Source organism: Mesorhizobium sp. USDA 3734, assembly GCF_056279665.1.
Map to the genome: position 1 here is coordinate 5,701,788 of NZ_JBWCCW010000001.1, position 25,146 is coordinate 5,726,933.

Here is a 25,146-nt window from a genome sequence, read left to right on the forward strand (position 1 = left end):
CAATGGCCAAAGGACAGCGTAACTTCTCATTGGAGGAGATGGACAAGCTTAGCGTTTTCCATCCGGTGACCTCGATAGCGGAGCAACAGCGCAACGGGCCGACGATCTACACGCGAGCGGTCGGATCAACGGTGACCGATCACCAAGGCAACGAGCTGATCGACTGCGTGGCCGGGCTCTGGTGTGTCAACATAGGCTACGGCCGCCCGGAGATCGCCGCGGCCGCCGCCAAGGCGATTGAAGACCTTAGCTACGCCCACATGTTCGCGGCCACCTCGAACGAAGCAAGCATCCGTCTTGCTGACCGCGTACTGGGGATATTGCGCGAGCGCGCCGGTGCGCCTCAGATGGCAAGGGTCTTCTTTGGATCGTCCGGATCTGACGCCAACGATACCGCGTACAAGCTTGTCCGCTACTACAACAATCTTCTCGGTCGCCCGGCCAAGAAGAAAGTGATCGCACTCACGGGCGGCTATCACGGACTGTCATATGCCAGTGGAAGCCTCACCGGCATAGCAGCCTATCATAAGGCCTTCGATCTTCCGATCGATGGTGTCCTGCATGCAGCGTGCCCCCACTATTATCGGTTCAGCCAACCTGATGAAAGTGAAGAGGAGTTCTGTGATCGGCTGGTGAAGGATCTCGCCGACACCATCGGACGGGAAGGCCCGGACACGATCGCGGCTTTCATAGCCGAACCTGTAATGGGAACGGGAGGCGTCATCATACCACCAGCGGAATATCATGCGAAGGTCCAGGCACTTCTGGATGCACACGATATCCTGTTGATCGCGGACGAAGTGATCACCGGATTTGGGCGAACCGGCCGGTGGTTCGGCACCGGCACATTCGGACTCCGACCCGACATCATCACCATGGCCAAGGGCATTACCAGCGCCTACTTCCCGGTTTCCGCCACGGTCATTTCCCAAGGGATATGGGACGCCCTCGAAGAGGCATCGCCTGTATCTGGAGCTGTGATGCATGGCTTCACCTATTCGGGCCATCCCGTCGGCAGTGCAGTGGCGATGACCAACATCGACATCATCGAGCGGGAGAACCTCGTTGAGCGATGCGCGGTCAATGGTTCGTACATGCTGGAACGGCTGCGAGAAACGATCCAGGATCATCCCTATGTCGGCGACATCAGGGGCGTCGGATTGATGATCGGCGTCGAGTTCGTCGCCGACAGGAAAACCAGACGCGCCTTCAAGCCTGGCACCAATCCCCATCGGCTGGTGGCCAAGGCCGCCGCCGAAAAAGGCGTATTGAGCCGCGCTTTGCCATTCCTCGACGTGAGTTCGTTTTCGCCTCCGCTGACCATCTCACGCGATGAGATCGACCTTGGCATTGCGCGTTATGCGTCGGCGCTGGCATCGGTCACGCCAGCGCTGCGCGAACTGCACGCATGACGTCGGTCGATCTACAAAAAAGAGGTGCGTTCAATTACTTGATCGCGCCGTGAAAGGAACGGGTGCATGCGACGGAGGCGGTCCGTCGAGCGGCCCCTGGAAGAAATTTGTCTCGCTCAGCTATATTGTGTGTCTCCAGGACAGAAAGATGGTTAGTTTCGGTCAAGCAGATGTAGTTTTGCCATCACACGGTCTGTGGTTGATATGGTAACCTCGCCAGTCTGACAGCAGTCGCATCGGGAGCCGGGCAGAGTCCAGCGAGCGGCGCCGTGCCCGTGGCTGCTTGATATTCGCGACGAATGAGGATTGTTGGGAGAGTAACGAATTCTTTGCCTGATTGGCGAAATAGACAAATCACACGTTTTCAAATGGGCCCTGTGAGACAAGAGGAAACTATGACCGCTTCTCCCGAGCAAGACGAGCAGACCGATCTCGTATCAATCGCCGCCGACATCGTCTCCGCCTACGTTTCGAACAATCCATTGCCGGTCGGCGAGTTGTCGAAGCTGATCGGAGATACCTATGCCGCTTTGCAAGGAATAGGCACGCCTGTCGCCCCGGCGGCGGTAAAGCAGGAGCCGGCGGTATCGATCAGGAAGTCCGTGACACCTGACTTCATCATCTGCCTGGAGGATGGGAAGAAATTCAAATCGCTAAAACGACACCTCCAATCTTTCAATCTCACCCCCGATGAATACCGGCAGAAATGGAACCTGCCCGCTGACTATCCGATGGTGGCGCCGAACTACGCGGCCACCCGGTCGTCCCTGGCGAAATCAATGGGGCTCGGACGCAAGGCAGCGACGCCCGCAATAGCCGCGGCAGAGAAACCAAAACGAGTTGCTCGCGCGGCGGCAGCGACAACAACCCCATCGGCAGTCAAGTCGCCGGTGAAGAAGGCGCGCAAGAAACCCGCCAAAGTGTAGCCTGCTGCACCTGAAGCGCCGGAACCGGATGATGTCCAGTTCCTGTCCTGCTGGATGGAATAGCCATGAAGGGCCATTGACCTCTTCGTTGAAGCGGCGAACCGCGCGGGACCAGCGCGCCGCAGACTGGCCACGCAGCAAACGCTTCCGAAAATCAACCCGAGACGGACCGAATCCGTTCGAGAATGGCCGATATGTCTCAAATCATTCGACGACGAGCAGCCACGGATTTATATCGCTCAATGCTCGACGAGAGATGCTTGTGCATTGCCTCTCTTGCCGCTTTGCTATTTCCGTTTTCGATAGCCTGAATGATCCTCTTGTGTTGTTGCTGGATAAATTTATGATAATCCCGGTCAACTTTGTTTTTTTCTTGGAGTTCGGCAATCTGAATTCTGGGAATGATCCGCGGCCCAAGGAAGTCTAGGAATTTTTTGTAGTAAGGATTGTTCGCTGCACGGGCGATAGCTGTATGAAGCTGGAAATCGGCATGGCCACGATCGCCTTCTGGCTTGAGGATTTCGCGGTCGATTTGCTCGAAACAGGCATGGATGCTTTTCAATTGGGTTGGCGTGTGCCGTTCAGCCGCGAGCGCAGCAGCCTCAACTTCGACGCTGAGACGCAGCTCCAAAACATAGACGATATCCGTCAGTTTGCTTAGGTCAGCCGGAATCTCGAACGGAACGGCTTTGGGAATTGAGGATACAAAGACGCCGATCCCATGTTTGGAGACGAGCAGGCCGTCTGCTCGAAGCGAGGCCACTGCCTCGCGTATTACGGTTCTGCTAACGCCGTACTCATTGCAAAGTTCGGATTCGATTGGGATTTGCTCGCCGGGCTGGTAAACACCCGTTACAATCTTTTCGGTCAGTTCCTTTACGACAAGAGCCGAAAGACTTTCCCTGCGCCTGAGCATCCTTACCTTTCCGAAGCCTCGTGTCGTTCCACACTTTCGGCCAGATATTACAAAGTCTCGCTGTTCTGCCTAAGATTCATAGAATGTCGTGGTCGACAGCCAATTCAGCATGGTCCGATACACTGCAGCCAGAGTGGCCTGTGCGCCTTGTCTCAGAATGAATTGACGCCGAGCATTTGGCTTGACGGTACGTCTCGCATCTATTTTGACAGCCCTCCAATAGATTGTGAAGTACGGGACCTCGGGTTTCAGGCGGGCAAACCTACCTGGCTGAAGCGCGCCGCTGTCGCATCAGAAGCTTTGACGAGAAGACCGAGATCGCTTCCTACCGCGACCATTCTGGCGCCCCATTTTATGTAACGCATGGCATCATCGTTGTTTGGTGTCAGAATGCCTGTTGTTGGCCCCGCCGAAGCGATGGAGAGCACCGTATTGATGACATCCTGAACCCTGACCTCTGAGGCGTCGCCTAATGATCGCATGTCAGCTGAGAGATCTCCAGGGCCAACAAAAATCGCATCTACCCCGTCTGTTGCCGCGATTTCCGCGGCGACGGACGCGGCGGCTTCGGTTTCGATTTGCAGGGCGAGAAAAATCTCGTTGGCGGCCCGCGCGTGATAGTCCTTGACACGGCCGTATCGGTTGGCGCGCTGCGAAACCGAGAAGCCCCGAATACCGTTCGGCGGATAGCGGGTTGCCCTAACAATCTTTCTGGCTTCCTCTGCGGTCTGCACATTAGGAATCATCAAGGAGCGGCACCCGAGATCGAGATATTGCTTAATCAGGTTGGGGTCATGGCTGGGGATGCGCACGACGATTTCAGTCTCGTAGCCGGACGCGGCCTGGTGCTGCCGTAAAACTGACAGCAGATCATTTGGGCTATGCTCGGCGTCGATGAGCAACCAATCAAAGCCAGAGCCTGCAACGACTTCCGTTACGATCGGACTTCCGAGCGAACACCAGAGCCCTATCTGCAATCGACCTTGGGAAAGAGCGTGCTTAAGCGGATTGTGCAAGTCAGGCATATTCATCCCATGGCGTTTTTTGCTTGAGTCATATGGCAACATATGACTATTAGCGTTTCGCAGTCAATGTCATAATATGACTGATGAATGATCACTGATGACACAGCCGCGTTTATGGTCGGCTCCACTCGCGGAAAGGTTCTCACTATGAACATCGGCTTCATCGGACTTGGCGTTATGGGAGCTCCCATGGCCATGCATCTGCAGAAGGCGGGACATCACATCGTGACGGCGATCAACCGATCGCCTCTTCCGTGGGCACTAGCGGAGGCCGGTGCCGAAGTGCTGGCAACACCCGCGGAGGTTGCCGCGGTCAGCGAGACAGTCATCACCATGTTACCGAACACGCCCGACGTAGAGCGCGTTCTGCTTGGCCCGGGCGGTGTGATTGAAGGCGTAACACCCGACAGAACCATAATGGACATGAGCTCGATAAGCCCCACGGAAACGAAGCGCTTCGCTTCGATTTTCAGAGAGGCCGGTTGCGACTACCTGGATGCACCGGTTTCGGGTGGCGAAGTCGGCGCTAAGGCGGCCAGCCTGAGTATCATGGTTGGGGGCCCGGCAAGCGCCTTCGAAAGGACACTTCCCCTCCTGGGTTTGATGGGCAACAACATCACACTCATCGGCGAAGAGAACGGATCGGGTCAGATCTGCAAGATTGCCAACCAGATTATTGTCGCCCTCAATATCGAGGCCGTAAGCGAGGCCCTTGTTTTCGCCAGCAAGGGAGGTTGCGATCCTGAAAAGGTCCGCAGCGCCTTAATGGGTGGCTTTGCTTCGTCACGAATCCTCGAGGTTCACGGACAGCGGATGATCAAGCGGGCCTTTTCTCCCGGCTTTCGGATGCGCCTTCACCAGAAAGATCTGAACCTGGCACTTGAAGTTGCCCGCGACCTAGGCGTGTCTTTGCCGAACATCGCGTCCACGCAGCAGCTTTTCAACAGTTGCGCAGCGGACGGGAAAATCGACGAGGATCACTCCGGCTTGATCCAGGCACTGGAAAAGCTGGCCGGCCACGCACTCGCCTGAAACCCAATCACGACGAGATACTTTCAGTGCCCCAAGATCTGGCCAAGGAATAGTCTCGTCCGGTCGTGCTGCGGATTTTTGAAGAACTCCGCAGGTGCATTTTGCTCGACGATCTGCCCTTCATCCATGAAGATCACCCGGTTCGCCACTTGGCGAGCGAAGCCCATTTCGTGGGTAACGCAGATCATGGTCATACCTTCTTCGGCAAGGCTCACCATGGTATCGAGAACTTCCTTGACCATTTCCGGATCCAGCGCCGAAGTGGGTTCGTCAAAGAGCATAATCTTGGGGTACATGCAGAGCGAACGAGCGATCGCCACACGCTGCTGCTGGCCTCCCGAAAGTTGGCCCGGATATTTATGTGCCTGTTCGGGAATCTTGACGCGTGCCAGGTAGTGCATCGCGACTTCTTGCGCCTGCTTCTTTCGCATCTTGCGTACCCAGATCAGTGCAAGCGTGCAGTTCTCGAGTATCGTCAAATGCGGGAAGAGATTAAAATGCTGGAATACCATTCCGACTTCGCGGCGCACCTCGTCGATCTTTTTCAGATCATCGCTTAGCTCCATCCCATCGACCCTGATACAACCCGACTGGTGTTCCTCGAGCCTGTTGATGCAGCGGATCATCGTCGATTTGCCGGAGCCGGAGGGGCCGGCAACAACGATGCGTTCGCCGCGCATGACCTTGAGATTAATGTCATGCAGCACGTGGAAATCACCATACCACTTGTTTACATCAATCAGTTCCACGACCGTTTCCGGCATGTCAGCCACATGAATTTCAGGAGTTGGGCAGACCAATCGAGCCTCCATCGTCACGTCTATCGCGGGTTTTGTTGCGTCTTGTCGTTGAACGTAGAGCTACGGCCTACATGACCGGAGCATTGATCAGATCCGACGGCCGATCTCCTCCGACCGAATAGTCGCCGAAAAACCGAGCCAGATCGGCCTTCATGGTCACCCAAGCCCGATGGATGTGATTCTTGATCAGGTCACGAGCCAGTTCGACATCCCGACGCCTGCACGCTTCGAGGATTGCCCTGTGCTCGTCCTGGGAGGCCGGCGCGGAATGCCCAGCCCAATAGGATGCATGGACATAACGATGGGAAACATAATGCGCGTGCCTGATCATCTTCAGCAGATGACGCGCCTCGGAGGCTCGATAGGTCGAGAGATGGAAATTGAGGTTGTAGTCGCACATCCAGGACAAATCGGACAGTTTCTCCATCTTGTCGATGTAATAAGCGGCGCGCTCAATATCGCGATTCGTCATCATCGGCATTGCAAGCTCGATAGCGAGCGGCTCCAGCTTGCCTCGGATTCTGAACATTTCATCCATTTCCGCCGCGGACATGGGCGTCACCAAGAAACCGCGGTTCTTGACGGCTTCGACCAGACCATCGGCCTGGAGTTCACGGAGCGCTTCCCGGATCGGCGCCTTGCTGGTCTTCAGCAGTTGCGCGACATCGTCCTGCTTTATGGCCGTTCCACCCTGCAGAACCCCGGTAACAATCGCCTCGCGCAATGCTACGGCCGCCAGTTCGGGAGCGGTCAGAGAGGCCGATGCGTGGCGACCGAACACATCTTGTAAGGTCGGAAGTCTGCTCATCGATACTCCTTGATGGAACAACGCACGCGTGATCCAGACATCAATTACAGCGTAGCAACCATCTTGCCGAGTCTTTCGCAAGCGCCCTGCAACTCATTGTCCGAGGCGGCGATTGACAACCGGATGAAGGACTGCGCACCGAATGCGACACCCGGCACGCTGGACAGTCCGAACCTGTTGAGAAGATAAGATGCGATCGCCGTATCGTCCTGTAGTGACACTCCGTCGACAGTCCGCCGGCCGATCAGTTCCTTCACCCCAAGGAAAGCGTAGAAAGCCCCGGCGGGTTGAACAAAGTCGATACGCGGAATCACCGCCAAGCCTTCCGCGATCAGCTCCGACCTTTTTCTGAAGGTGCGAGCCGCCTCGGCCACGAAGGTCTGATCCCCATTAAGAGCCGCAGTGGCTGCAGCCTGGGCTACGCTGCTGACGCAAGTTACGCTCTGTGACTGCATCTTGTTGAGGCTCGCCACAAGCTCCCTCGGCCCGGCTGCATAACCAACCCGCCATCCCGTCATTGCATAGGCCTTGGACACGCCATTGACGAGCAACGTGCGATCTCGGAGGTCAGGGCAAGCCGAGCCAAATGAAATGAAGGGCGTATCCCCAAGAAGGATATGTTCATAGATCTCGTCCGACAGAACCAGAATTCGCGGGTGCCGAACAAGCACTTCCTCGAATGCCTTATACTCCGAACTCGAATAGACCGCGCCCGTTGGATTGGATGGTGAGTTCAACATCAGCCAGCGGGTGCGCGGGGTTATAGCCTTTTCCAACTGTTCGGCAGAGAGTTTGAAACCAGTTTCGCTTCCGCATGGAACATAAATGGGCCTGCCGCCATGAAGGGCGACGATATCGCCATAGGAAACCCAGCACGGCGTCGGAATGATCACTTCGTCCCCTAACTCCAATGTGGCGAGGAAGACATCAAAAATGACCTGCTTCGCGCCATTCCCGACGGTGATCTCGTCGAGAGTAAAGACAAGGCCGTTGTCGCGGCGGAACTTGGCACAGATGGCGCGGCGCAAACCCTCATTTCCGGCGGCGGCGCCATAGCGGATGCCTCCGGCCCGGATCGCCGCGATCGCGGCCTCGGCCACATGCTGCGGGGGCTCGAAGTCCGGTTCGCCGAGCGAAAGGTCGATAATATCGTGCCCTTCAGCTCGCAGTTTTTTTGCCGCCATCGCGATGGCCATACTCGGCGACGACTGAATGCCAGCAACCTTTGTATTTTCATACGTCATTTCAAACCTCAGAATGCGATAGACACCGGCTAAACATCAGCGCCGCGTGCCACGGTGTAGATATCCTTCGAGCCAAATCGCATACTTCGAAATCGAGAAGCACATTACGAAATAGATCGCCGCGACCGTCAGGTAGGCTTCGAGGTAGAACGCCTGCCAAGCGGTATCCGCAATGGCGGCTCGCGTCGTACCGAGTAGGTCGAGCAGTCCGATGATCACCACCAGCGAGGTCGCCTGCAGGAAATCGAGAAACGCGTTGATCAGTCCTGGCAGCGAAATGCGCAGTGCCTGCGGAAGCACGACCAACTGCTGTATGCGCCAGTAACGAAAGCCGAGCGCAGTGGCCGCTTCCGCTTGCCCTTTGGGCATGGATTGGAGGCCGGCTCGCACTGCCTCTGCCACATAAGCAGCCTGAAAGAGTGCAATACATAACATGGCCCGTAGAATCTTCGGCATCGCAAGGTCGGCAGGAATGAACAACGGCAGCACAACGGAGGCTACGAACAAGGCCGTGACGAGCGGTACGCCACGCACCAGTTCGATGACGGCGACTGCCGTTGCATGGACAGGGACGAACCCCGACTGACGCGCAAGCGCCAGCAGTATCCCAACCGGCAGTGCGATAAAAGTCGCTCCGAGCGAAAGGACAATGGTTAGCGGCAGACCGCTCCATTGATCGGGCGAGACATAGGGAAGACCGAGGACACCCCCGGTGAGCAAAACAAGAATACTCATCCCTCCCAGAGCCCAAAAGCCCAACAGCGTTTTTGACCAAGATCGGGGACTAGCGGAAACCGATCCCAATGCCACGACAATGAGCAGCACCATCACCAAACGCCACGTCTCTGCCCGCGGATAGAACCCGAACAGGATAAGCCGCCACTTGACCTGCACGATCGACCAACAGGCGCCAGCGCCTTGAAGACATTCCGAGCCCAGGCCCGGGAGCACCGTTGCCTCACTGACGGCCCAACGCCACAACCCGAGACCTCCATAGGCCAACAGGATCGTCAAGGTCACCGTAATCAGCGCATTGTACCAAGGCTGGAAGAGCGGATTGCTACGCACGAAATCAAGGGAAGACATCTTGCTCATGCCAGAGACAAACGGCGGTTAAGGCGGTTCATGGTGGTCGAGACGATGAGATTCAGGAAAAGATAAGCGACCACGAAGATTGCGATGACCTCGATCGCGCGTCCACTCTGATTCATGATTGTATTCCCGATCGACACGATATCCGAATACCCGACCGCAACCGCGAGTGAGGTGCTCTTTGATACATTGATGTATTGGCTCGTTACCGGCGGGATGGCGATGCGCACGGCCTGCGGCAGGACCACGAGGCGCATTGTCGGGAAGAAACGGAGACCAAGCGCGCTAGCCGCTTCGCGCTGCCCCTCGGGCACCGCCTTAACCGCTCCACGGAGGATCTCGGCGATGTAGCCGCCAGTATAGAGGGTGAGGCTAATCGTCAGGGCCGCAAATTCAGGCGTGACTGAAAGTCCTCCCTGGAAGTTGAACCCATGCTTTTGTGGAATGTCGAGAGTGAGGTGACCCGACAGCAGCAACGCTGTGGCGCCGAGAAGGAGGACCACTCCGATGGTGAAGAAGATCCCTTTCCATGAAAAGCTGATGCGGAACCGTTTCACGAAAGCGATGAACAGGGCCACAATGCCTAAAAAAACTCCCCCAAGGAGCCAGCCACCACTATCGGTTTCAACGAACGGCAACCAGAAGCCGCGATTCGTCAACACCACACCCCACAAAGGTTGCCAGGCATTTGCCGGCAACGGCAGCGAGTACTGTATGACAGCGTACCAGGCGAAGAGTTGCAGAAGAGGAGGAACGTTTCGCAGGACCTCGATCAGCGCGCCGGAAAGTGCGGAAAGAAGGGGATTGGAGGAGAGTCGGGCGATACCGATCGCGGTTCCGACAATGGTAGCCATCACAATGCAGGTGATAGCGGCTTTAATCGTGTTAATGAAACCGATCAGCAGCGCCTTTGCGTAACTGTCACTGCCCGAAAAGGAAAGCACACTGGATCCGATATCGAAATTCGATGGATACAGGAGAAAACTAAAGTCGACCGTCATGCTGCGTGCACGCAAGACGTCGAGTGCCAGACGGCATAGCAGAAACAAGATCGAGAAGATGACGATCCATGTCAGCACATAGTTTAGGATCATATTTTTTCGGTCAGGCGGAGTTCTCGTTGCCACGGTGCACCTATCCAACGACATATCAAAGCCCCCGCCCTTGCGGGCGGGGGGCACGATGCGATCACATTGGCGGAGCGTAGAGCAGACCCTTTTGCGACCAGAGCGCATTCGCACCGCGCTCGAGACCCAGGGGCGTGTTCTTGCCGACATTGCGCTCGAAGGACTCGGAATAGTTGCCTACCTGTTTTATGGCGGCGTAGGCCCAGTCATCAGCCAAACCTAGAGCCTTGCCCGACCCTGGGGTAACTCCGAGCAAAGACTTGACAGCCTCGCTGCCATCGTTGCGCATCTTGTCCACGTTCCCACTTGTAACTCCGTATTCTTCGGCCGTGATCATGGCGTTCAGGGTCCAGCGAACAATTGCAGTGAATTGCGGGTCATCCTTGCGCACGACCGGACCAAGGGGTGACTTCGAGATGACTTCGGGAAGGATCACGAAATCCTCTGGCTTCTTGCTGGTGGTGCGGATCGCGGCGAGGTTGGAGGAATCCGCCGTAATGGCATCGCACCGGCCGGAAAAGAAGGCTGTGTTGAGCGCTTCCTGGTTTTCGATTGCCAGTGGCGTGTATGTCATCTTCTGCGTGGTGAAGTAGGTCCGCGTATCGACCTCGGCTGCGGAGCCCTGGTTCATGCAGATCGTCGCCCCGTTAAGTCCCTTGAGGTCGGTGACGCCGCTGGCCTTGGAAACCATGAAAGCAAGGCCGTCGTAGAAATTGATGCCGGCCCAGTCGAGGCCGAGACCTGCATCACGCTGTAGGGTCCACGTGGAGTTACGCGTCAGAACGTCCACCTCGCCTGCTTGTAGGGCGGTGAATCGCACTTGCTCGGAGGTTGGCACGAAGCGCGCCTTGTTTGCATCGCCAAAGATCGATGCGGCGATCGCCTTGCACATGTCGACATCGAATCCGGTCCATTTGCCGGAACTATCAGCGACGCTGAAGCCGCCAAGCCCTGTATTGACGCCACATACAAGCTCGCCTCGGGCTTTGATCTTGTCCAGCGTCACTCCCGCGCTAGCTTGCTGTGCCACAACAGCAAACACAGTGGCCATGAATAACATTGTCATTTTTTTCGACATTGGTTCATTCCCCTTTTTTTGATATGATAAGTATAGGCACCGCTTGGTGCCAGCGACACTACTGTAACTCTTCGCGCTAAGCATCACAAATTGCGAAAAGATCTCCGGATAGATATTTGTAACCTGTGTCACAGATCACGGTGGCCACGGTTTTCCCTTTTCCAAGGCGCTGCGCCGTTCTTAGTGCGGCTACCACATTCGCGGCAGCAGACTTACCGCCAAAAATGCCTTCCTCGCGCGCGAGCCGGCGCGCCATGTCATAGGCTTCCTGATCCGTGACAGCCTGTATGTCGTCAACGAGATCGTATCTGAACAGCACGCCTGGAGGACCGTCTCCCACGCCATCGATATGGTGCACACCTTTCGGACCACCGGAGATATGCCGATACCCGGCCGGCTCGACCGCAACGCCCAATATGTCTAACCGGTGCGCCTTCAGCACCTCCACTGTTCCGGAAAAACAGCCTCCCGAACCGCAGGTCATGGCGAAGGCGTCCACGCTCCCCTTGGTCTGATCGAGAATCTCCTGTCCCATGGCATTATAGGCCTTGGGATTGGCGGGGTTGTGCATCTGATCGAGGTAAAAGTTCCCTGGTAGTCGGCCGAGTTCCTCGACACGAGCATGCATGAAATCAAACAGCTCCGGATAGGTCGCCTTGCCATGCACGCTCGGGATGATATCGAGTGTCGCGCCGAAGGCCTGAATCGTCTTCAGCTTCTCATCCGCGAAGGCGTCGGACGTGACGATGGTGCAGGGATAACCTTTGAGGGCACAGATCATGGCAAGCGCAGTGCCTGTACTACCCCCGCTCGCCTCGACCACGCGTTGACCTCGCCGCAGCCGGCCGGAACGCTCCGCATCCTCGATCATCGACAAGGCGCTGCGATCCTTGGAGCTGCCTGTCGGGTTCTTGCTTTCTAGCTTCACCAACACCCGCGCATCGTTGGGACCAGGAAGCTTTTTCAGTTCGATTAGAGGCGTGTGGCCGATACTGGCCAGAAGATCGAAATCCGAGTATGTCATCGCTCTATTCTCAACATTGTCTGCATCGCAATTCGATCAGGCAGCACCGACACCCTGTTGCAGCCAGGTATTGAGAGAGTCTGGATCAACAGCGGAAATTCCACCGTCCACCATCAGATTTACGCCGGTGACATAGGACGCGTCGTCGCTCGCCAAGAAGAGAATCGCTGCCGCGATCTCTTCAGGGCGTGCGGGTCGCTTCAACATGCCGCCCTGGCCGAAGCCCCGGATGAATTCCTCTGTCGTTTTGCCTAGGGCCGCCGCGCGCTTCTCATGAAACCGAGTGAACACAGGGCCTGGCGAAATCGCGTTCGAGCGTATCCCGTCCTTAGCATGGTCGTATGCGATCCCGCGCGTCAGGCCGATCACGGCAGCCTTGGTGGTGTCGTATTCAACCATGTTGCCACCAGCGGCGGTTGATCGATTTGAGGACACATTGACGATGCTGCCGCCGCCATTCCGGCGCATGGCGGCTACTGCTGCCTTCGAACAGAAGGCATAGCCCTTGACGTTCACGCCGAGGATGCGGTCCCAACTGGCGCTGTCGGTGTCGAGAATACCCTGGTAGTGGCGGATACCTGCGTTGTTCACAAGGATATCCAACCGCCCGAAGCGCTCTATGGTCTTTTCCACAAACCCAGTCGCCTGGGCCTCGTCCTGCGTCTGTGCGGGCACGAAGATCACCTCGCTGCCGCGTGCATTCAATTCCGCAGCGATCGCTGCTCCCCGTTCTTCGTCGACATCCGCAAAAGCAACCTTGGCACCTTCGGCGATAAATCTGCGCACCGTCGCCTCGCCTATACCCGATGCACCACCGGTTACTGCCGCCACTCTGTCCAACAATCGATCCACTTGCCTACTCCATAATCGTCGACGATTTAGTTACATAGTCGTCGATATTAGTCAAGTGTGTGGACGAGGAATGTGGAAGAGAGTGGCAGAGCAGGGATAGGCCTTCCAAATTCCCGTTGAACTGCGCCGCCCCAAGCCGTGGCCGCCGACTTGGCAGAGACCAGCCCATCGTGTCGCGGCATGGCTCGTCGAGCGAAACAACTTTGCACGCGTTGGGCCACCCGCGGATTTGATTTGCTTGGTGATCCCCCAAACCTTAGGGCAAACTGCCTGCCGGGGCGTCAGGAGGAGAAATGAGAGCACGCGCAGCAACGCTCGGGGATCTGGAGGATGTCTTTCGCGGTCTGTCCAAGCGGATGTCGGACGAATACGTGGCCGCCGGCAAGGACAGCAAGGTCGCCTACGACAATCTGATGATGAATTTGAAGGAAGGCCGCGCTCACGCGCTTGTCGAGGGCGACAAGGCCGTGGCGATCATCGCCTGGCATGAGAACAGCGACGCCGCCGACACGCTGTTTGCCGCGCAGGAGGATTTCTTCCGTGCCGCCACCGTTCGTTTCTGCAAGCGGCATATCAGGCACATCCAGGCGCTCGCCGGCAACCTCCCCATCCACTCGCGCAGCTGGCTGCAGGGGCCGGATGTCGCAAGATGGTTTGGCGTCATCGGTTATGTCGAGCGCGGCCAGGAGAACGGCGCCACTCTGTTCGAGCTGCCGCCGGCTCGCATCGGCTAAGGAACCGTGGCTGGTGAAGGTCTTCACCCCGGCCGCAAACGCCGCCTCCACCTCGCCCATCGCCCGCACAGGTTCCTCGATGCGGGTCACCGTCTTCGGCTCCAGGCGCCTTTGCTCGGCGGCCTTCTGGACTGCCTCAGCAAGCGGGTTGCGCCGGGCGCCGATTGACGGGATGTTATAGGAGGGCAACCGGGGGGCAAACCGGCACGCCGAGATCGATATGGCTGCTGGAAAATGTCACGAGCTTGCTTCGCCTTTCTTGCCTTTGTTGCCTTCACGAGGCCGGTAGAGGCAGGCGAGTGGATGTCTCACCTGCTTGACCGTTCCAGCCTGGCGACCGCCTATTTTCGCCAAGCGGATCTTGTGACGGCATACACGACCGCAATGGCGCGCTTCCGTCTGCAGTTCGCAGGGCGTGCCGGCGAAACCAACCTTGCGGTCCCTCTCGAACCACTGCTTTTGCGGGCGGAATTCTGTGCGCGGACATGGCGCTCGGCGGACGGCAGCCTGTTACAAGGCTTCGCCGGCAAGGGCGGCTTCCGGCTGACTATCGGGAACTGCCTGGCGCGCATCTGCGCTGCCAGCGAATGCAGCGATGCCGGTTGGCCGGTTTACGCCTGCAGCGACGGAGACAAGCGCAGGATGTCCGTCACGGACTTTGTGACGGCAAGCTTCGGTGGCGTCTCCTACCGTCGATTGAGCGCCTCCCCTTCACAGGAATGACAGCGCGAAGCGCCGACCGGATTACTGCGGCTTTCAGCAAAGGTCGGTATCCACCTACCTCACCGCAAACGCTGCCTGAACCGCGCGATTGACGGTGACCGGCAGGATCGACATGTGGTTCTCGCCGGCATGCAGTTCGAAGCTTGCGCGCATGCCCGGGAGGGTATCGAGACGCTCCGCCATTGCCCGCGCGAATTCGTCGGTGCGTGTCACCTTCTTCTGCTGCAGGCGCTTTTCCTCGTCCTCGGCACCAATCTGGAACGGCGCCAGCTTCTCTGTCTCATATTCGCCAGCCGACAGGATCATGGTCGCCGTCAGGCCATCGGGAACCGCGGCCTCGAACCGTCCGAGAAAGCGGTCGATGGCACGGTCTTCCCAATAGATGGCGGGGCTCGCCGCGATCCAGGTCTGGAAGGCACAAGGCCGCGTGAACAGGGCGTAGAGCGCAAACAGGCCACCGAAGGAATGGCCGTAAAGCGCTTGGCGGCTTGCATCGACCGTAACCCGACTGGCGACCCATGGCTTCAGCTCGTCCTCGATGAAGGCAAGGAATTCCCCCGCCCCACCGGTCCGGACTTCGGGCGTGCCCTCGTAGAAGGGCGGATAGGCCTTGCCCGGCGGCGGGCCGAGATCCCATGAGCGGCGTAGCGGGTCATAGGCGCCCTCTACGGGATAGCCGATGGCGACGATGATGCCCCAGCCGACATTGGTGCCCGTGGGATAGAAGGCCTGCGCGCGCATGGCGTCGACCGCCGTGCCGATGACGGCGTTGCCGTCAGTCATGTAGAGCACAGGCCAGCCGGTCTCGGGCACCGGCCCGGACGGCACGTGCAGGAATATCCGCCAGGGCGCGCCGCCATGCGCCGGGACGAAGTCGTGGACGGTGGTGTCGGCGATCAGGGCTGGCGTCGGCTTCGACATGGATATCTCCACAGGGGCAAAAGGTCAGCGGCGGCGCAGCAGCCACATCAGCACCGGGCCGCCGATCAGCGTCGCGACGAGACCTGCCGGGATCTGGCGCGGGAAGATGGCGGTGCGGCCGATCCAGTCGGCGGCGACCATGATCAGCGCGCCGGCGAGCACGGCGCCAATGGCCTGCGGCAGCGCACGGGAAAGGCCAAGGCGACGGGCAAGATGCGGCGCCATCAGGCCGATGAAGGTTAGCGGGCCGACGATCAGCGTCGAAGCCGCGGTGAGTGCCGCGACCACCAGCAGCACGAGAAGCCGCGTCATTTTCAGGTTGATACCAAGGCCTTGAACGGCGGCAGGGCCGAGCGGCAGTATGTCGAGCCAGCGCATGAACAGAGGCGCGAGTGCGAAGAGGCAGACGGCAATGCCACCGGTCAGCAGGGCGGCGCCGACGTCGACGCCATAGGTCGAACCGGTGAGCCAGTTGAGCAGCAGCATGGCGCGAGGATCGCCGGTGGCGGTGAGCACCAGGATCAGCGCGTCGAACAAGGCGGTCAGGGCAACACCGGCGAGCAGCAGCCGCTCTGGCGCATAGGCGGCCCGGCGGCCGATCGCCAGCGTCACCAGCAAAGCGGCGAAGGCGCCGATGGTTGCCGCCGCCGTCTGGACCGGGCGTCCGGCATCCGAGAGCGCAAACAGCGCCACCATCATGCCGAGCGCGGCACCGGCACTGATGCCAAGCACTTCGGGGCTGGCCATCGGATTGCCGGTCAGCCGCTGCATCATCAGCCCGGCAAGCGCGAGCATGGCGCCGGCGCTCAGCGCGGCAAGCACGCGGGGCCACCGCCACGACAGCAAAGGCCGCAGCTCATCGCCGAAAGCGAAGGTCCAGCCATGCGGCCCCGGCCCATAGAGCAACGCCAACCCCAGCAGCACAAGCAGAGCCAGGCCGATCGCCGCCAGCGCGAGGCCGGGCCGGCTTGCGCGTGGCAGGCATTCTGAACCGAGTGCCGGAGCTTCCGAACCAAGGGCAAGACGCGGCAGCAGCCAGAGCAGCAGCGGCGCGCCGAGAAGTGCTGTGATGGCCCCAGTCGGCAGCAAGTCGCCTTGCGGTCCGGTGGCGATCTGCACGCCCTGGTCGGCGGCCCACAGCAATGCGCCGCCGATGAGCGGCGCCATCACCAGCTGCTGGCCCAGCCGGCGGGCACCGCCGATGCGCGCAAGGGTGGCTGCGGCCAAGCCGACGAAGCCGATGACGCCGACAGCGGCAACGACGAAGGCGATCAGGGCGACGGCCGCCGCCAGCCCGGCGAAGCGATAGGCGCCGAGCGGCACGCCAAGGCTGCGCGCGCCTTCATCGTCGAGGCCAAGCAGGGTCAGCGGCCGCACCATGAGGAAGATCGCCAGCGCCGCTGCGCCGATGCGTGGCAAAAGCCACAGCGTCGTCGACCAGTCCTGCTGGCCGAGCGAACCGGCGCCCCAGATGAACAGGCTGGCCAGCCATTCATGCCGCAGCACAATGAGAGCGGCACCGATGGCGCCGGCATAGAGGCTGACCACAAGCCCCGCCAGCACGACGGAAAGCGGCGACAGGCCCTTATGCCAGGACAGTGCGAAGACGGCGGCAAGAGCCGTGAATGCACCGGCCAGCGCCACCCATTCGCGGCCGAAGGCAAGCAGAGAGGGCGATAGAAGCGTCGCCATTGCCAGCGCCAGATAGGCGCCGGCCGAGACGCCGACCGTTTCGGGCGAGGCGAGCGGATTGCGCAGAACCTGTTGCAGGACGGTTCCGGCAAGCCCGAGCGCCGCACCACACAAGAGGCTGACGGCAAGCCTGGGCAGGAAGGCGTAGTGGACGAGCACCTGCCGCATGTCAGTGATATCGGGGGCGGCGAGCGATTGGAGCCAGAGCGCCGATGGCAGCTGCAGCGTGAGGTTTGAGACGGTTGCCGCCACCGCCGCCGCGAGCAGCATCGCGCAAAGCAGGATCGCGCCTACCGGCTGATTGCCAAGAAAGCTCCATGGGGAGGCCCGGCCGGCCGACGCAGGCTTTCCCCCTTGGGCGATGGCCGCAGTATCCTCAGCCACGGGCGGCCTCCGCGGTCATCGCCGACGCCAGGACCCGAGCAAAACGGGTGGCGGACGGAAGCGCGCCGAACATATTGACGGCGGGAAGGCGCATGATCGAGCGGTTGCGCACGAAAGGCATGGCGTTCCAGACAGGACTTTCGGTCAGCGTGCCACCGGCGCCCTCGGGCAAGGGTTCGAGATAGGCGAGGCGCGCGTCGCTGGATGTCGCCAGCCCGTCGATGCCGACGGTCGAAAACCCCCAATAATTGGTCTCGGCCGTCCAGGCGTTACTGAGCCCGATGCGGTCGAACACCTCCTGAAACAGGCTTTTTGCGCCATAGACGCGCACATTGCGCGGGTCCATGAAGCTGACGACATAGATCGGCCGCGTCGAAAGCGGCGCCAGCTGCTGGCGAACTTCCGAAAAATACGCATCCGTTGCCGCGATCAGCGCCTCGCCTTCGCTTTCCTTGCCGACAAGCCTGGCAAGCTGGCGGGTTGCCTCGATGGCGCGCTGATAGGGCTGCCCAGCCTCGGTATAGAGCCCGATCGTCGTCACCGGCGCCACGCGTTCGAGCAGCGGCTTGATGCCGTCGAGATACGGCATGGACAGGATGATGTCGGGCCTGAGCTGCTGCAGCAATTCGAGATTGGGTTCGAGCAGCGTGCCGACATCGGCGATCTCAGGCGGCAGCGGCGGTTCGACCACCCAGGTCTCCCAGATGTCGCGACCGGCAATGGCAACCGGGCTGACACCGAGCATGAGCAAGGTCTCGGCCAGCCCGTCATCCAGGCAGACGATGCGCAACGGTTTCGCCGCGGCAGATGGCGGTGCAATTCCTGTGAAGGGCAGAACGAAAAGTCCCAGCGCGCAGCGCCGGGTGATCCGGCCGCGCAGACGCTCAGCCCTGTGAGATTCGGGGACCGCCATCACCGCACGACGCCTGTGCGGAAAGCCGGCTGGGCGAGGATTTCAGGCACTGTTTTCTCCAACACGACGCGGTTCAAAAATCTGGCTGTCGGCAGCCGATGGCCGGTTGACTATGAAACATGACTTTAATAGTCAACATTGAAGATGACTAAACGAGTCAACAATTTGGAATTAGTGCAGGGCGGAACGACCCAGCGCGCATTATAGGCAGTGAGGGGTATCGAGATGAGGTCGAGTGCATATCATGCGGCGCGTCGGCGAAGCCGGGCCCAGGGCCTCGTGGTAGCATCGCTTTCGACCCTGCTTTGCACCCAGGCCCTTGCGCAGGAAGCCACGACCGAACTCAACCCGATCAATGTCGAGGGACAGAGCGACAGCCCGGTCGGACCGGACGACGGCTACATCGCCAAGAATACCACCACCGGCTCGAAAACGGACACGCCGCTGAAGGAAATTCCGCGGTCGATTTCGGTGGTGACCCGCAAGCAACTCGACGACCGCCAGCCGGGGCAGCTTGAGGACGCCTTGTCCTATCTTGCCGGCGTCACCATTTCGCCATGGGGCATCGACGATCGCTTCGATCAATGCCTGATTCGTGGCTTCGACCTCTGCACGTCGGCGATCTATCGCGACGGGCTGCCGCAGAAGGTGATCGATTTCTCCGGCTTCAAGATCGAGCCCTACGGGCTGGAGCGAATCGAGGTGCTGAAGGGGCCGTCCTCGGTGCTCTACGGCGAGAACGAGGCTGGCGGCATGGTCAATGCCGTCACCAAGCGGCCCACCGACAAGCCGATCTATGACGGCTTCCTCAGCTATGGCAGCTTCAACACGGTCGAGACCGGGCTGGATATCGGCGGCCCGATCGACGATGCCGGCGTGTGGTCCTACCGGCTGACCGGTCTGGTTCGCAACGGTGAACTCGAAACCGACTATTCCCGCAACGACCGCATCTTCGTCGCGCCGGCGCTGAAGTGGCAGCCGAATGCGCAGACCTCGCTGACCATCCTGGCCAACTACCAGTGGGACAGGCTGACGCCGATTCAGTTCCTGCCGGCGCAGTATGGCAATCTGCCGCGCAATTTCTTCACCGGCTCGCCCGACTTCGACCGTTTCGATGCCAACCATGGTTCGATCGGCTACCAGTTCAGCCATGAGGTCGACGACCATTGGACGGTGCGGCAGAACCTGCGCTACTCGCAGCAGGAAACCGACTACCGGCAGCTATACTATGGCGAATGGCTTGGCGGCCCGGACATGATCGACGACCATACGATGTCGCGTACCCTGTTCACGGTGGACGAGACCGCAAGGCTGTTCAACGTCGACAACCAGGCCGAATACAAGGCTGACTTCAGCGCGGTCGAAAACAAGCTGCTGTTCGGTCTCGACTACAGCAGGCAGTCGGTCGACGGGCGCAACGGCTACGGCGAGGGTCCGCCCCTGGACACCCAGAACCCGGACTATTCGATCCCGGTGACGCCGCCGAGCCTCATCATTACGGATCGCGTGGAGACGATCGGCCAGGTTGGCCTCTATGCACAAAACCAGTCCAAGATCGCCGACCACTGGGTTCTCACCCTTGGCGGCAGGCAGGCCTGGATCGACCACACCAATTTCGACCGACTCGACGACGCGGGCAGCTACGGTCAGAAGGACCATGCCTTCACCGGCAATGTCGGCATCGGCTATCTCTTCGACAATGGCCTGACGCCCTACGCCAGCTATGCCGAATCCTTCACCACCAATATCGGCCCGACCCAGTCCGGAGACGCGCTGCTGCCTTCGCTAGGCAAGCAGTACGAAGTCGGCGTGAAATACGAGCCGACCTTCTTCCCCGGCTTCATCACCGCTTCGCTGTTCGACCTGCGCAAGACCAATGTGCCGACGGCAGCAGCCAATCCCGTCTACCAGGTCCAGACCGGAGAAGTCCGCCATCGTGGCCTCGAGATCGAGGCCAACGCCGACCTGGCTTCCGGCCTCAGCATGACGGCGGCCTACACCTATCTCGACGCGGAGATAACCAGCGATGCCGCCGACATCATCGGCAACCGCCCGGCCAGGGTGCCGGAACACCAGGCATCGCTATGGGCCAATTACGAGGTCGGCAGCGGCGTGCTCGAGGGCCTGAGCGTTGGCGCCGGCGTGCGCTATATCGGCGCCAGCTTCGGCGACAATGCGAACACAGTGAACGTGCCCGGCCACACGCTGGTCGACGCGGCCCTGCGCTACAAGAAGAATGGCTGGCAGGCGGCGCTCAATGTCTCCAACCTGTTCGACAAGACCTATTACTCGACTTGCTATGAGGCCGGCAGCAATGCCGACCTCAGTTGCATCTATGGCGAAGGCCGCGTCATCAAGGGCAGCCTCAGCATGAAGTTCTGATACAGGCCGGCCAGCTCTGCCTCGACTGCCAGCGATCTGGGATGCGTCGAACGGCCACTTGAAGCGCGTCGCATGAACCCGCGACGACGCGACGCGTCCAGGCCGCGATCCGACGCGACCCTGTTCCCCGTCCGCGCTGGTGGCAGGGCGATTCGGCCCCGTCATGGTGCTGTGCGGCGCCACCCCCACCGAAATCGCTGCTCGCGAAGCCCAATCCACGCCTCTCATCATTTTTCCTCCACGAATGCATTCCATGATAGAGGGGGCCACGGTCGCCTTCGGGCGGCCGTGTCCTGGATTGCCTGAGACCAAAAGACGGCCAGGGCACGAATCAAAAGCCAGCGGCAAAGCCGACGCCTGAAGACGTCAAAGACCGGTCGAACGCATCAAGGCAGCGCGATCGGGTTGCACTCGGCAAGGCTTGATGATTTGTTGCCGCTATACGGAGAACGAATGATGCGAGAGCCTGCCGGTCAAGACGAATACGGGTCGACGAACCCCTTCGATCCGGACGACCTGCCGACGTTGAACGCAATAGGTCCGAGCATGGGAAGCGGCAACGATTTCGAGAAATACGCCGTTGCCGTGATCATCGTGTTCGGCGCGCTGATCATTGGTGGGCTGATGGCCGCATCGATGGTCTTCGGGCACCGCAACGGCTTCCTCTTCGCGCTTGGCGGTGCCACCTCTGCCTGGATATCCGGAAACGCGCTGCTGCTCGACCGGCCGCGGATCTACGCGCTGTTCGTCGGAATCGCTGCTTTGATGCTGGTTGCGTCCACCATCACCCTGGTCTTGTGAACCAGAAGACAGAAGGTCCAGCACCGGCCTTCTAAGCCGGTGCTCAATTCAAGAGATCGCTCGATCCTTCGGGATCTCGCCTAATATCCGAGCGCCTCGCCGGAGGCGGCACGGCTGTCGATGGCGCCGTTGTAGCGCGCGCCGCCGCCTTTCTCGATTTCCGCCAGGCTCTTGCCGCCGACCAGGATGCCGGCCGCCTGGCCCCAGGTCTGGTCACCGAGATCGAGGTGATAGCCCATGCCGGCCAGCAGCTTTTCGGTATCCGGCGACAACCCGAACGGCTCGATATAAACCGTGTCGGGCAGCCACTGGTGATGGATGCGCGGCGCATCGATCGCCTCCTGAATGTTCATGCCGTGGTCGATGACGTTGACGATGGCTTCCAGCGTGATGGTGATGATGCGCGAGCCGCCCGGGCTGCCGATGACCATGAATGGCTTGCCGTCCTTGGCCACCACGGTCGGGCTCATCGACGACAGCGGCGTTTTCTTCGGCTGGATGGCATTGGCCTCGCCCTGGACCAGGCCATAGAGGTTGGGCACGCCGGGCTTCTGGGTGAAATCGTCCATCTCGTTGTTGAGCAGGATGCCGGTTCCGTCGGCGACGACGCCGGCGCCGAAGGATCCGTTCAGCGTGTAGGTGACCGCGACCGCATTGCCGTCATTGTCGATGATTGAATAGTGCGTCGTTTCCTTGCTCTCGCCAAATCCCTTCGGCATCAAATCCTGCGACACGCCGGCCCGGAACGGGTCGATCTTGTCGCGAATGTCCTTGGCGTAGGCCTTATCCAGCAGCTTCGAGACCGGGTTGTCGACGAAATCGGGATCGCCGAGCGCGGAATTGCGGTCGACATAGGCGTAGCGCATCGCCTCGACCATGACGTGGACCGTCTCGGCGGAACCTGCGCCGAGATAGGATAAGGGATAGCCTTCCAGCACGTTGAGGATTTCGCAGATGATGACGCCGCCGGAGCTCGGTGGCGGCGAGGAGGTGATCTCGTAGCCGCGATAGGAGCAGGTCACGGGCTTCAGTTCGCGCACCGCATATTGCTCGAAATCCGGCTTGGCCAGAATGCCGCCCTTGGCGCCGCTCGCCTTGACGATGGCATCGGCGATGGCGCCCTTGTAGAAGGCATCGGGGCCCTTTTCGGAAATGGCGGCCAGCGACGCCGCGAGGTCGGGCTGGATCAGGCGCTCGCCGATGCCATAGGGCTTGCCATCGGGTTTGAGGAAGATGGCGGCAGCCGCGGCATCCTTCGCCAGCCTGTCGGCGCTGCCGGCAAAAGAGGCGGCGTCGCCCTGATTGAGGATGAAACCGTCCTTGGCATAGGCGATCGCCGGCGCCATCAGATCCTGTCGGGACAGTTTGCCGTATTTTTCGCGCGCCATCTCGAAGCCGGCTACGGAACCGGGCACACCGACCGCGAGATAGCCGTCAAGGCTGGCGCCTTTCACCGGATTGCCGTCCTTGTCGAGGTACATGGTTTTGGTCGCCGCCAGCGGCGCCCGTTCGCGGAAATCGAGGAAGGTCGACTTGCCGTCCTTGAAGCGGATGGTCATGAAGCCGCCGCCGCCGATATTGCCGGCATTGGGATAGACGACGGCGAGCGCATAGCCGACGGCAACCGCCGCATCGACGGCATTGCCGCCCTTCTTCAACACCTCGATGCCAACTTCGGACGCCAGATGCTGGGCCGTCACCACCATGCCGTGTTCGCCCTTGGCCGGCGCTGGCGATGCGGCGAAGACGCCCGTCAACGGCGCCAGGACGAAGGCGATGGAAAGACTGGCGGCGATCAGTGTCCGACGGTTGAGTGGCATGGCGGTTCTCCTGGCGGGGACGCCTAGAAGAGCCCGTCGCTGCGAACGAGTCCACCATCATGGTGGACCATGCGGATCAATTCAGATGTCAGGCGTGTCAGACGATGCCGCCCGAACCGCCGGCGACGGCCGGGCGTTTGGCCGCGACCTTGGCGCGGTAGCCCGCCGCCCGATAGGCGGCAACGGGGTCGATGGCGCCGCCGGTCTTGAGCCGCGCCATGGCCAGGATCGGCTCGACATCGGTGCGGTAGGCGGCTTTCAGCGTCTGCGTCGCCATCAGCGCGTCGTTGCTGTCCTGAAAACCTTCCAGCGCCTTGCGGTCGACCAGCAGCGCCTGCGCATAGGCGCGCTGCACCTCGACCGCCGACAGCATCAGGCTCTCGATCGGATCGGTGACGTTGTGGCTCTGGTCGAGCATATGGGCGGGATCGAAACCCTCGGCGCCGGAAAGCTCGGCATCGACCAGTTCGTTGAAGACGAGGAACAGCCGGTAGGGATCGATCGAACCGGCATCGAGGTCGTCGTCGCCATATTTTGAATCGTTGAAGTGGAAACCGCCGAGTTTCTTGAACTGGATCAGCCGCGAGACGATCATCTCGATGTTAACGTTGGGGGCATGGTGGCCGAGGTCGACCAGGCAGAACGCCTTGTCACCCAACTCCCGCGCGATCATGTAGTTGGTGCCCCAGTCCTGCACGACGGTGGAATAGAAGGCCGGCTCGTACATCTTGTGCTCGCTGAACAGCTTCCAGCCGTCCGGCAGTCCGGCGTAGACCTCTTTCATGGCGTCAAGATAGCGCTCGAACGCCTTGGCGAAATTGACCTGACCGGGAAAGTTCGAACCGTCGCCGATCCACACCGTCAGCGCCTTGGAGCCCAGCGTCTTGCCGATCTCGATGCATTCGAGATTGTGTTCGACCGCTTGCCGGCGCGTGCCGGCATCGGCATGCGACAGCGAGCCAAATTTGTAGGAGAGTTTCTGGTCCCTGGCGTCGGAAAAGGTGTTGGAGTTCATGGCGTCGAAGCCGAGGCCGAAGCGCGAGGCTGCCTGCTTCAGCCGGTTCGGGTCGGCCTTGTCCCACGGAATGTGCAGGGAGACGGTCGGCGTCGCCTGCGTCAATTGTTGGATGACGGCGCAGTCCTCGATCTTGTCGAAGATGTCGCGCGGCTCGCCGGCACCGGGAAAGCGGGCAAAGCGCGTGCCGCCGGTGCCGACGCCCCAGGACGGGATCGCCACGGCGAATTTCTCGACCTTGTCGCGGATCGCGTCGATGGTAATGCCGCGACGATCGAGGCGCTCGCCGAGCGAGGTGTAGTCGCGCTCAAGGTTGGCCTTGCGCGCGGCGTTGTCCTTGTCGACGAGGTCGGCGGAGATGATGGATTCGGACACTGCTGTTCCTCCCAAAATGCGTTCAGCCGGCGCCGCCCCTCATCCGCCTG

22 protein-coding genes are annotated in these 25,146 nt (G+C 60.1%); 7 read left to right on the forward strand and 15 right to left on the reverse strand.

The annotated features are described in order from the left end of the window. Positions 1-2 precede the first annotated feature (2 nt). Together ACZ89F_RS27360 and ACZ89F_RS27365 are read left to right on the forward strand one after the other, a co-directional pair. Positions 3-1,412: an aminotransferase gene (locus ACZ89F_RS27360; protein WP_476095137.1), complete on the forward strand. Its 1,410-nt coding sequence runs from the start codon at positions 3-5 to the stop codon at positions 1,410-1,412. A 395-nt stretch (positions 1,413-1,807) separates the two neighbouring features. Next, the gene (locus ACZ89F_RS27365) at positions 1,808-2,338 is read left to right on the forward strand and encodes a Ros/MucR family transcriptional regulator (protein ID WP_476095138.1); all 531 of its coding nucleotides are present in this window, start codon (positions 1,808-1,810) and stop codon (positions 2,336-2,338) included. 199 nt (positions 2,339-2,537) lie between these two features. On the opposite strand, the gene ACZ89F_RS27370 is transcribed toward ACZ89F_RS27365, so the two are convergent. Next, a complete protein-coding gene (locus ACZ89F_RS27370) occupies positions 2,538-3,254 on the reverse strand; it encodes a FadR/GntR family transcriptional regulator (RefSeq protein ID WP_476095139.1) in 717 nt (238 codons plus the stop codon). Between the two features lie 248 nt (positions 3,255-3,502). Then, entirely contained in the window at positions 3,503-4,279 is a 777-nt protein-coding gene (locus tag ACZ89F_RS27375; protein ID WP_476095140.1) for an HpcH/HpaI aldolase family protein, read from the reverse strand. Positions 4,280-4,426: 147 nt separating this feature from the next. Between ACZ89F_RS27375 and ACZ89F_RS27380 the strand changes: the two genes are divergently transcribed. Next, positions 4,427-5,311, forward strand: coding sequence for a 2-hydroxy-3-oxopropionate reductase (locus tag ACZ89F_RS27380; RefSeq protein ID WP_476097407.1), 885 nt, complete (start codon positions 4,427-4,429; stop codon positions 5,309-5,311). A 23-nt stretch (positions 5,312-5,334) separates the two neighbouring features. Here ACZ89F_RS27380 and ACZ89F_RS27385 read toward each other — a convergent pair whose 3' ends face one another. The 8 genes from ACZ89F_RS27385 to ACZ89F_RS27420 all read right to left on the reverse strand — a co-directional run bounded on the left by ACZ89F_RS27385 (position 5,335) and on the right by ACZ89F_RS27420 (position 13,336). Then, positions 5,335-6,075: an amino acid ABC transporter ATP-binding protein gene (locus tag ACZ89F_RS27385; RefSeq protein ID WP_476097408.1), complete on the reverse strand. Its 741-nt coding sequence runs from the start codon at positions 6,073-6,075 to the stop codon at positions 5,335-5,337. A gap of 103 nt (positions 6,076-6,178) precedes the next feature. Then, positions 6,179-6,919 (reverse strand): GntR family transcriptional regulator, encoded by a 741-nt coding sequence (locus ACZ89F_RS27390; RefSeq protein WP_476095141.1) that lies wholly within the window; start codon positions 6,917-6,919, stop codon positions 6,179-6,181. Between the two features lie 44 nt (positions 6,920-6,963). After that, a complete protein-coding gene (locus ACZ89F_RS27395) occupies positions 6,964-8,163 on the reverse strand; it encodes a pyridoxal phosphate-dependent aminotransferase (RefSeq protein WP_476095142.1) in 1,200 nt (399 codons plus the stop codon). Between the two features lie 36 nt (positions 8,164-8,199). Further along, on the reverse strand, positions 8,200-9,258 hold the full coding sequence (locus tag ACZ89F_RS27400) for an amino acid ABC transporter permease (RefSeq protein ID WP_476095143.1): 1,059 nt from the start codon (positions 9,256-9,258) through the stop codon (positions 8,200-8,202). Next, complete coding sequence (locus ACZ89F_RS27405; protein ID WP_476095144.1) at positions 9,255-10,349, reverse strand: amino acid ABC transporter permease; 1,095 nt, start codon at positions 10,347-10,349, stop codon at positions 9,255-9,257. Before ACZ89F_RS27405 ends, ACZ89F_RS27400 begins: the two co-directional genes overlap by 4 nt. Positions 10,350-10,443: 94 nt before the next feature. After that, a complete protein-coding gene (locus tag ACZ89F_RS27410; protein WP_476095145.1) occupies positions 10,444-11,460 on the reverse strand; it encodes an amino acid ABC transporter substrate-binding protein in 1,017 nt (338 codons plus the stop codon). Positions 11,461-11,536: 76 nt separating this feature from the next. Beyond that, positions 11,537-12,484, reverse strand: coding sequence for a PLP-dependent cysteine synthase family protein (locus ACZ89F_RS27415; RefSeq protein WP_476095146.1), 948 nt, complete (start codon positions 12,482-12,484; stop codon positions 11,537-11,539). A 36-nt stretch (positions 12,485-12,520) separates the two neighbouring features. Beyond that, positions 12,521-13,336, reverse strand: coding sequence for an SDR family NAD(P)-dependent oxidoreductase (locus tag ACZ89F_RS27420; protein ID WP_476095147.1), 816 nt, complete (start codon positions 13,334-13,336; stop codon positions 12,521-12,523). 293 nt (positions 13,337-13,629) lie between these two features. Here ACZ89F_RS27420 and ACZ89F_RS27425 point away from each other — a divergent pair, with 293 nt between their 5' ends. Together ACZ89F_RS27425 and ACZ89F_RS27430 are read left to right on the forward strand one after the other, a co-directional pair. Further along, positions 13,630-14,070 carry a hypothetical protein gene (locus ACZ89F_RS27425; protein WP_476095148.1) on the forward strand — a complete coding sequence of 147 codons (441 nt, stop codon included), beginning with the start codon at positions 13,630-13,632 and terminating at the stop codon, positions 14,068-14,070. Positions 14,071-14,373: 303 nt separating this feature from the next. Further along, complete coding sequence (locus ACZ89F_RS27430) at positions 14,374-14,793, forward strand: hypothetical protein (protein ID WP_476095149.1); 420 nt, start codon at positions 14,374-14,376, stop codon at positions 14,791-14,793. 54 nt (positions 14,794-14,847) lie between these two features. Here ACZ89F_RS27430 and ACZ89F_RS27435 read toward each other — a convergent pair whose 3' ends face one another. The 3 genes from ACZ89F_RS27435 to ACZ89F_RS27445 are packed head-to-tail and all read right to left on the reverse strand — an operon-like array spanning position 14,848 to position 18,580. Further along, entirely contained in the window at positions 14,848-15,714 is an 867-nt protein-coding gene (locus ACZ89F_RS27435; protein ID WP_476095150.1) for an alpha/beta hydrolase, read from the reverse strand. A gap of 24 nt (positions 15,715-15,738) precedes the next feature. Next, a complete protein-coding gene (fhuB, locus tag ACZ89F_RS27440) occupies positions 15,739-17,790 on the reverse strand; it encodes a Fe(3+)-hydroxamate ABC transporter permease FhuB (RefSeq protein ID WP_476095151.1) in 2,052 nt (683 codons plus the stop codon). Continuing rightward, entirely contained in the window at positions 17,783-18,580 is a 798-nt protein-coding gene (locus ACZ89F_RS27445) for an ABC transporter substrate-binding protein (protein ID WP_476095152.1), read from the reverse strand. Before ACZ89F_RS27445 ends, fhuB begins: the two co-directional genes overlap by 8 nt. A gap of 402 nt (positions 18,581-18,982) precedes the next feature. Here ACZ89F_RS27445 and ACZ89F_RS27450 point away from each other — a divergent pair, with 402 nt between their 5' ends. Both ACZ89F_RS27450 and ACZ89F_RS27455 read left to right on the forward strand, forming a co-directional pair. Next, complete coding sequence (locus ACZ89F_RS27450) at positions 18,983-21,085, forward strand: TonB-dependent siderophore receptor (RefSeq protein WP_476095153.1); 2,103 nt, start codon at positions 18,983-18,985, stop codon at positions 21,083-21,085. Positions 21,086-21,538: 453 nt separating this feature from the next. Continuing rightward, on the forward strand, positions 21,539-21,886 hold the full coding sequence (locus ACZ89F_RS27455) for a hypothetical protein (RefSeq protein WP_168991805.1): 348 nt from the start codon (positions 21,539-21,541) through the stop codon (positions 21,884-21,886). An 80-nt stretch (positions 21,887-21,966) separates the two neighbouring features. Here ACZ89F_RS27455 and ggt read toward each other — a convergent pair whose 3' ends face one another. Next, a complete protein-coding gene (gene ggt, locus ACZ89F_RS27460; protein WP_476095154.1) occupies positions 21,967-23,706 on the reverse strand; it encodes a gamma-glutamyltransferase in 1,740 nt (579 codons plus the stop codon). Between the two features lie 97 nt (positions 23,707-23,803). Next, positions 23,804-25,096: an L-rhamnose catabolism isomerase gene (rhaI, locus tag ACZ89F_RS27465; protein ID WP_476095155.1), complete on the reverse strand. Its 1,293-nt coding sequence runs from the start codon at positions 25,094-25,096 to the stop codon at positions 23,804-23,806. Positions 25,097-25,146: the final 50 nt, after the last annotated feature.

Coding starts and splice junctions, on each gene's coding strand:
- ACZ89F_RS27360 (WP_476095137.1), top strand. CDS start 3: ATGGCCAAAGGACAGCGTAACTTCTCATTGGAGGAGATGGACAAGCTT.
- ACZ89F_RS27365 (WP_476095138.1), top strand. CDS start 1,808: ATGACCGCTTCTCCCGAGCAAGACGAGCAGACCGATCTCGTATCAATC.
- ACZ89F_RS27370 (WP_476095139.1), bottom strand. CDS start 3,254: ATGCTCAGGCGCAGGGAAAGTCTTTCGGCTCTTGTCGTAAAGGAACTG.
- ACZ89F_RS27375 (WP_476095140.1), bottom strand. CDS start 4,279: ATGCCTGACTTGCACAATCCGCTTAAGCACGCTCTTTCCCAAGGTCGA.
- ACZ89F_RS27380 (WP_476097407.1), top strand. CDS start 4,427: ATGAACATCGGCTTCATCGGACTTGGCGTTATGGGAGCTCCCATGGCC.
- ACZ89F_RS27385 (WP_476097408.1), bottom strand. CDS start 6,075: ATGCCGGAAACGGTCGTGGAACTGATTGATGTAAACAAGTGGTATGGT.
- ACZ89F_RS27390 (WP_476095141.1), bottom strand. CDS start 6,919: ATGAGCAGACTTCCGACCTTACAAGATGTGTTCGGTCGCCACGCATCG.
- ACZ89F_RS27395 (WP_476095142.1), bottom strand. CDS start 8,163: ATGACGTATGAAAATACAAAGGTTGCTGGCATTCAGTCGTCGCCGAGT.
- ACZ89F_RS27400 (WP_476095143.1), bottom strand. CDS start 9,258: ATGAGCAAGATGTCTTCCCTTGATTTCGTGCGTAGCAATCCGCTCTTC.
- ACZ89F_RS27405 (WP_476095144.1), bottom strand. CDS start 10,349: ATGATCCTAAACTATGTGCTGACATGGATCGTCATCTTCTCGATCTTG.
- ACZ89F_RS27410 (WP_476095145.1), bottom strand. CDS start 11,460: ATGTCGAAAAAAATGACAATGTTATTCATGGCCACTGTGTTTGCTGTT.
- ACZ89F_RS27415 (WP_476095146.1), bottom strand. CDS start 12,484: ATGACATACTCGGATTTCGATCTTCTGGCCAGTATCGGCCACACGCCT.
- ACZ89F_RS27425 (WP_476095148.1), top strand. CDS start 13,630: ATGAGAGCACGCGCAGCAACGCTCGGGGATCTGGAGGATGTCTTTCGC.
- ACZ89F_RS27430 (WP_476095149.1), top strand. CDS start 14,374: ATGTCTCACCTGCTTGACCGTTCCAGCCTGGCGACCGCCTATTTTCGC.
- ACZ89F_RS27435 (WP_476095150.1), bottom strand. CDS start 15,714: ATGTCGAAGCCGACGCCAGCCCTGATCGCCGACACCACCGTCCACGAC.
- ACZ89F_RS27455 (WP_168991805.1), top strand. CDS start 21,539: ATGATGCGAGAGCCTGCCGGTCAAGACGAATACGGGTCGACGAACCCC.
- ggt (WP_476095154.1), bottom strand. CDS start 23,706: ATGCCACTCAACCGTCGGACACTGATCGCCGCCAGTCTTTCCATCGCC.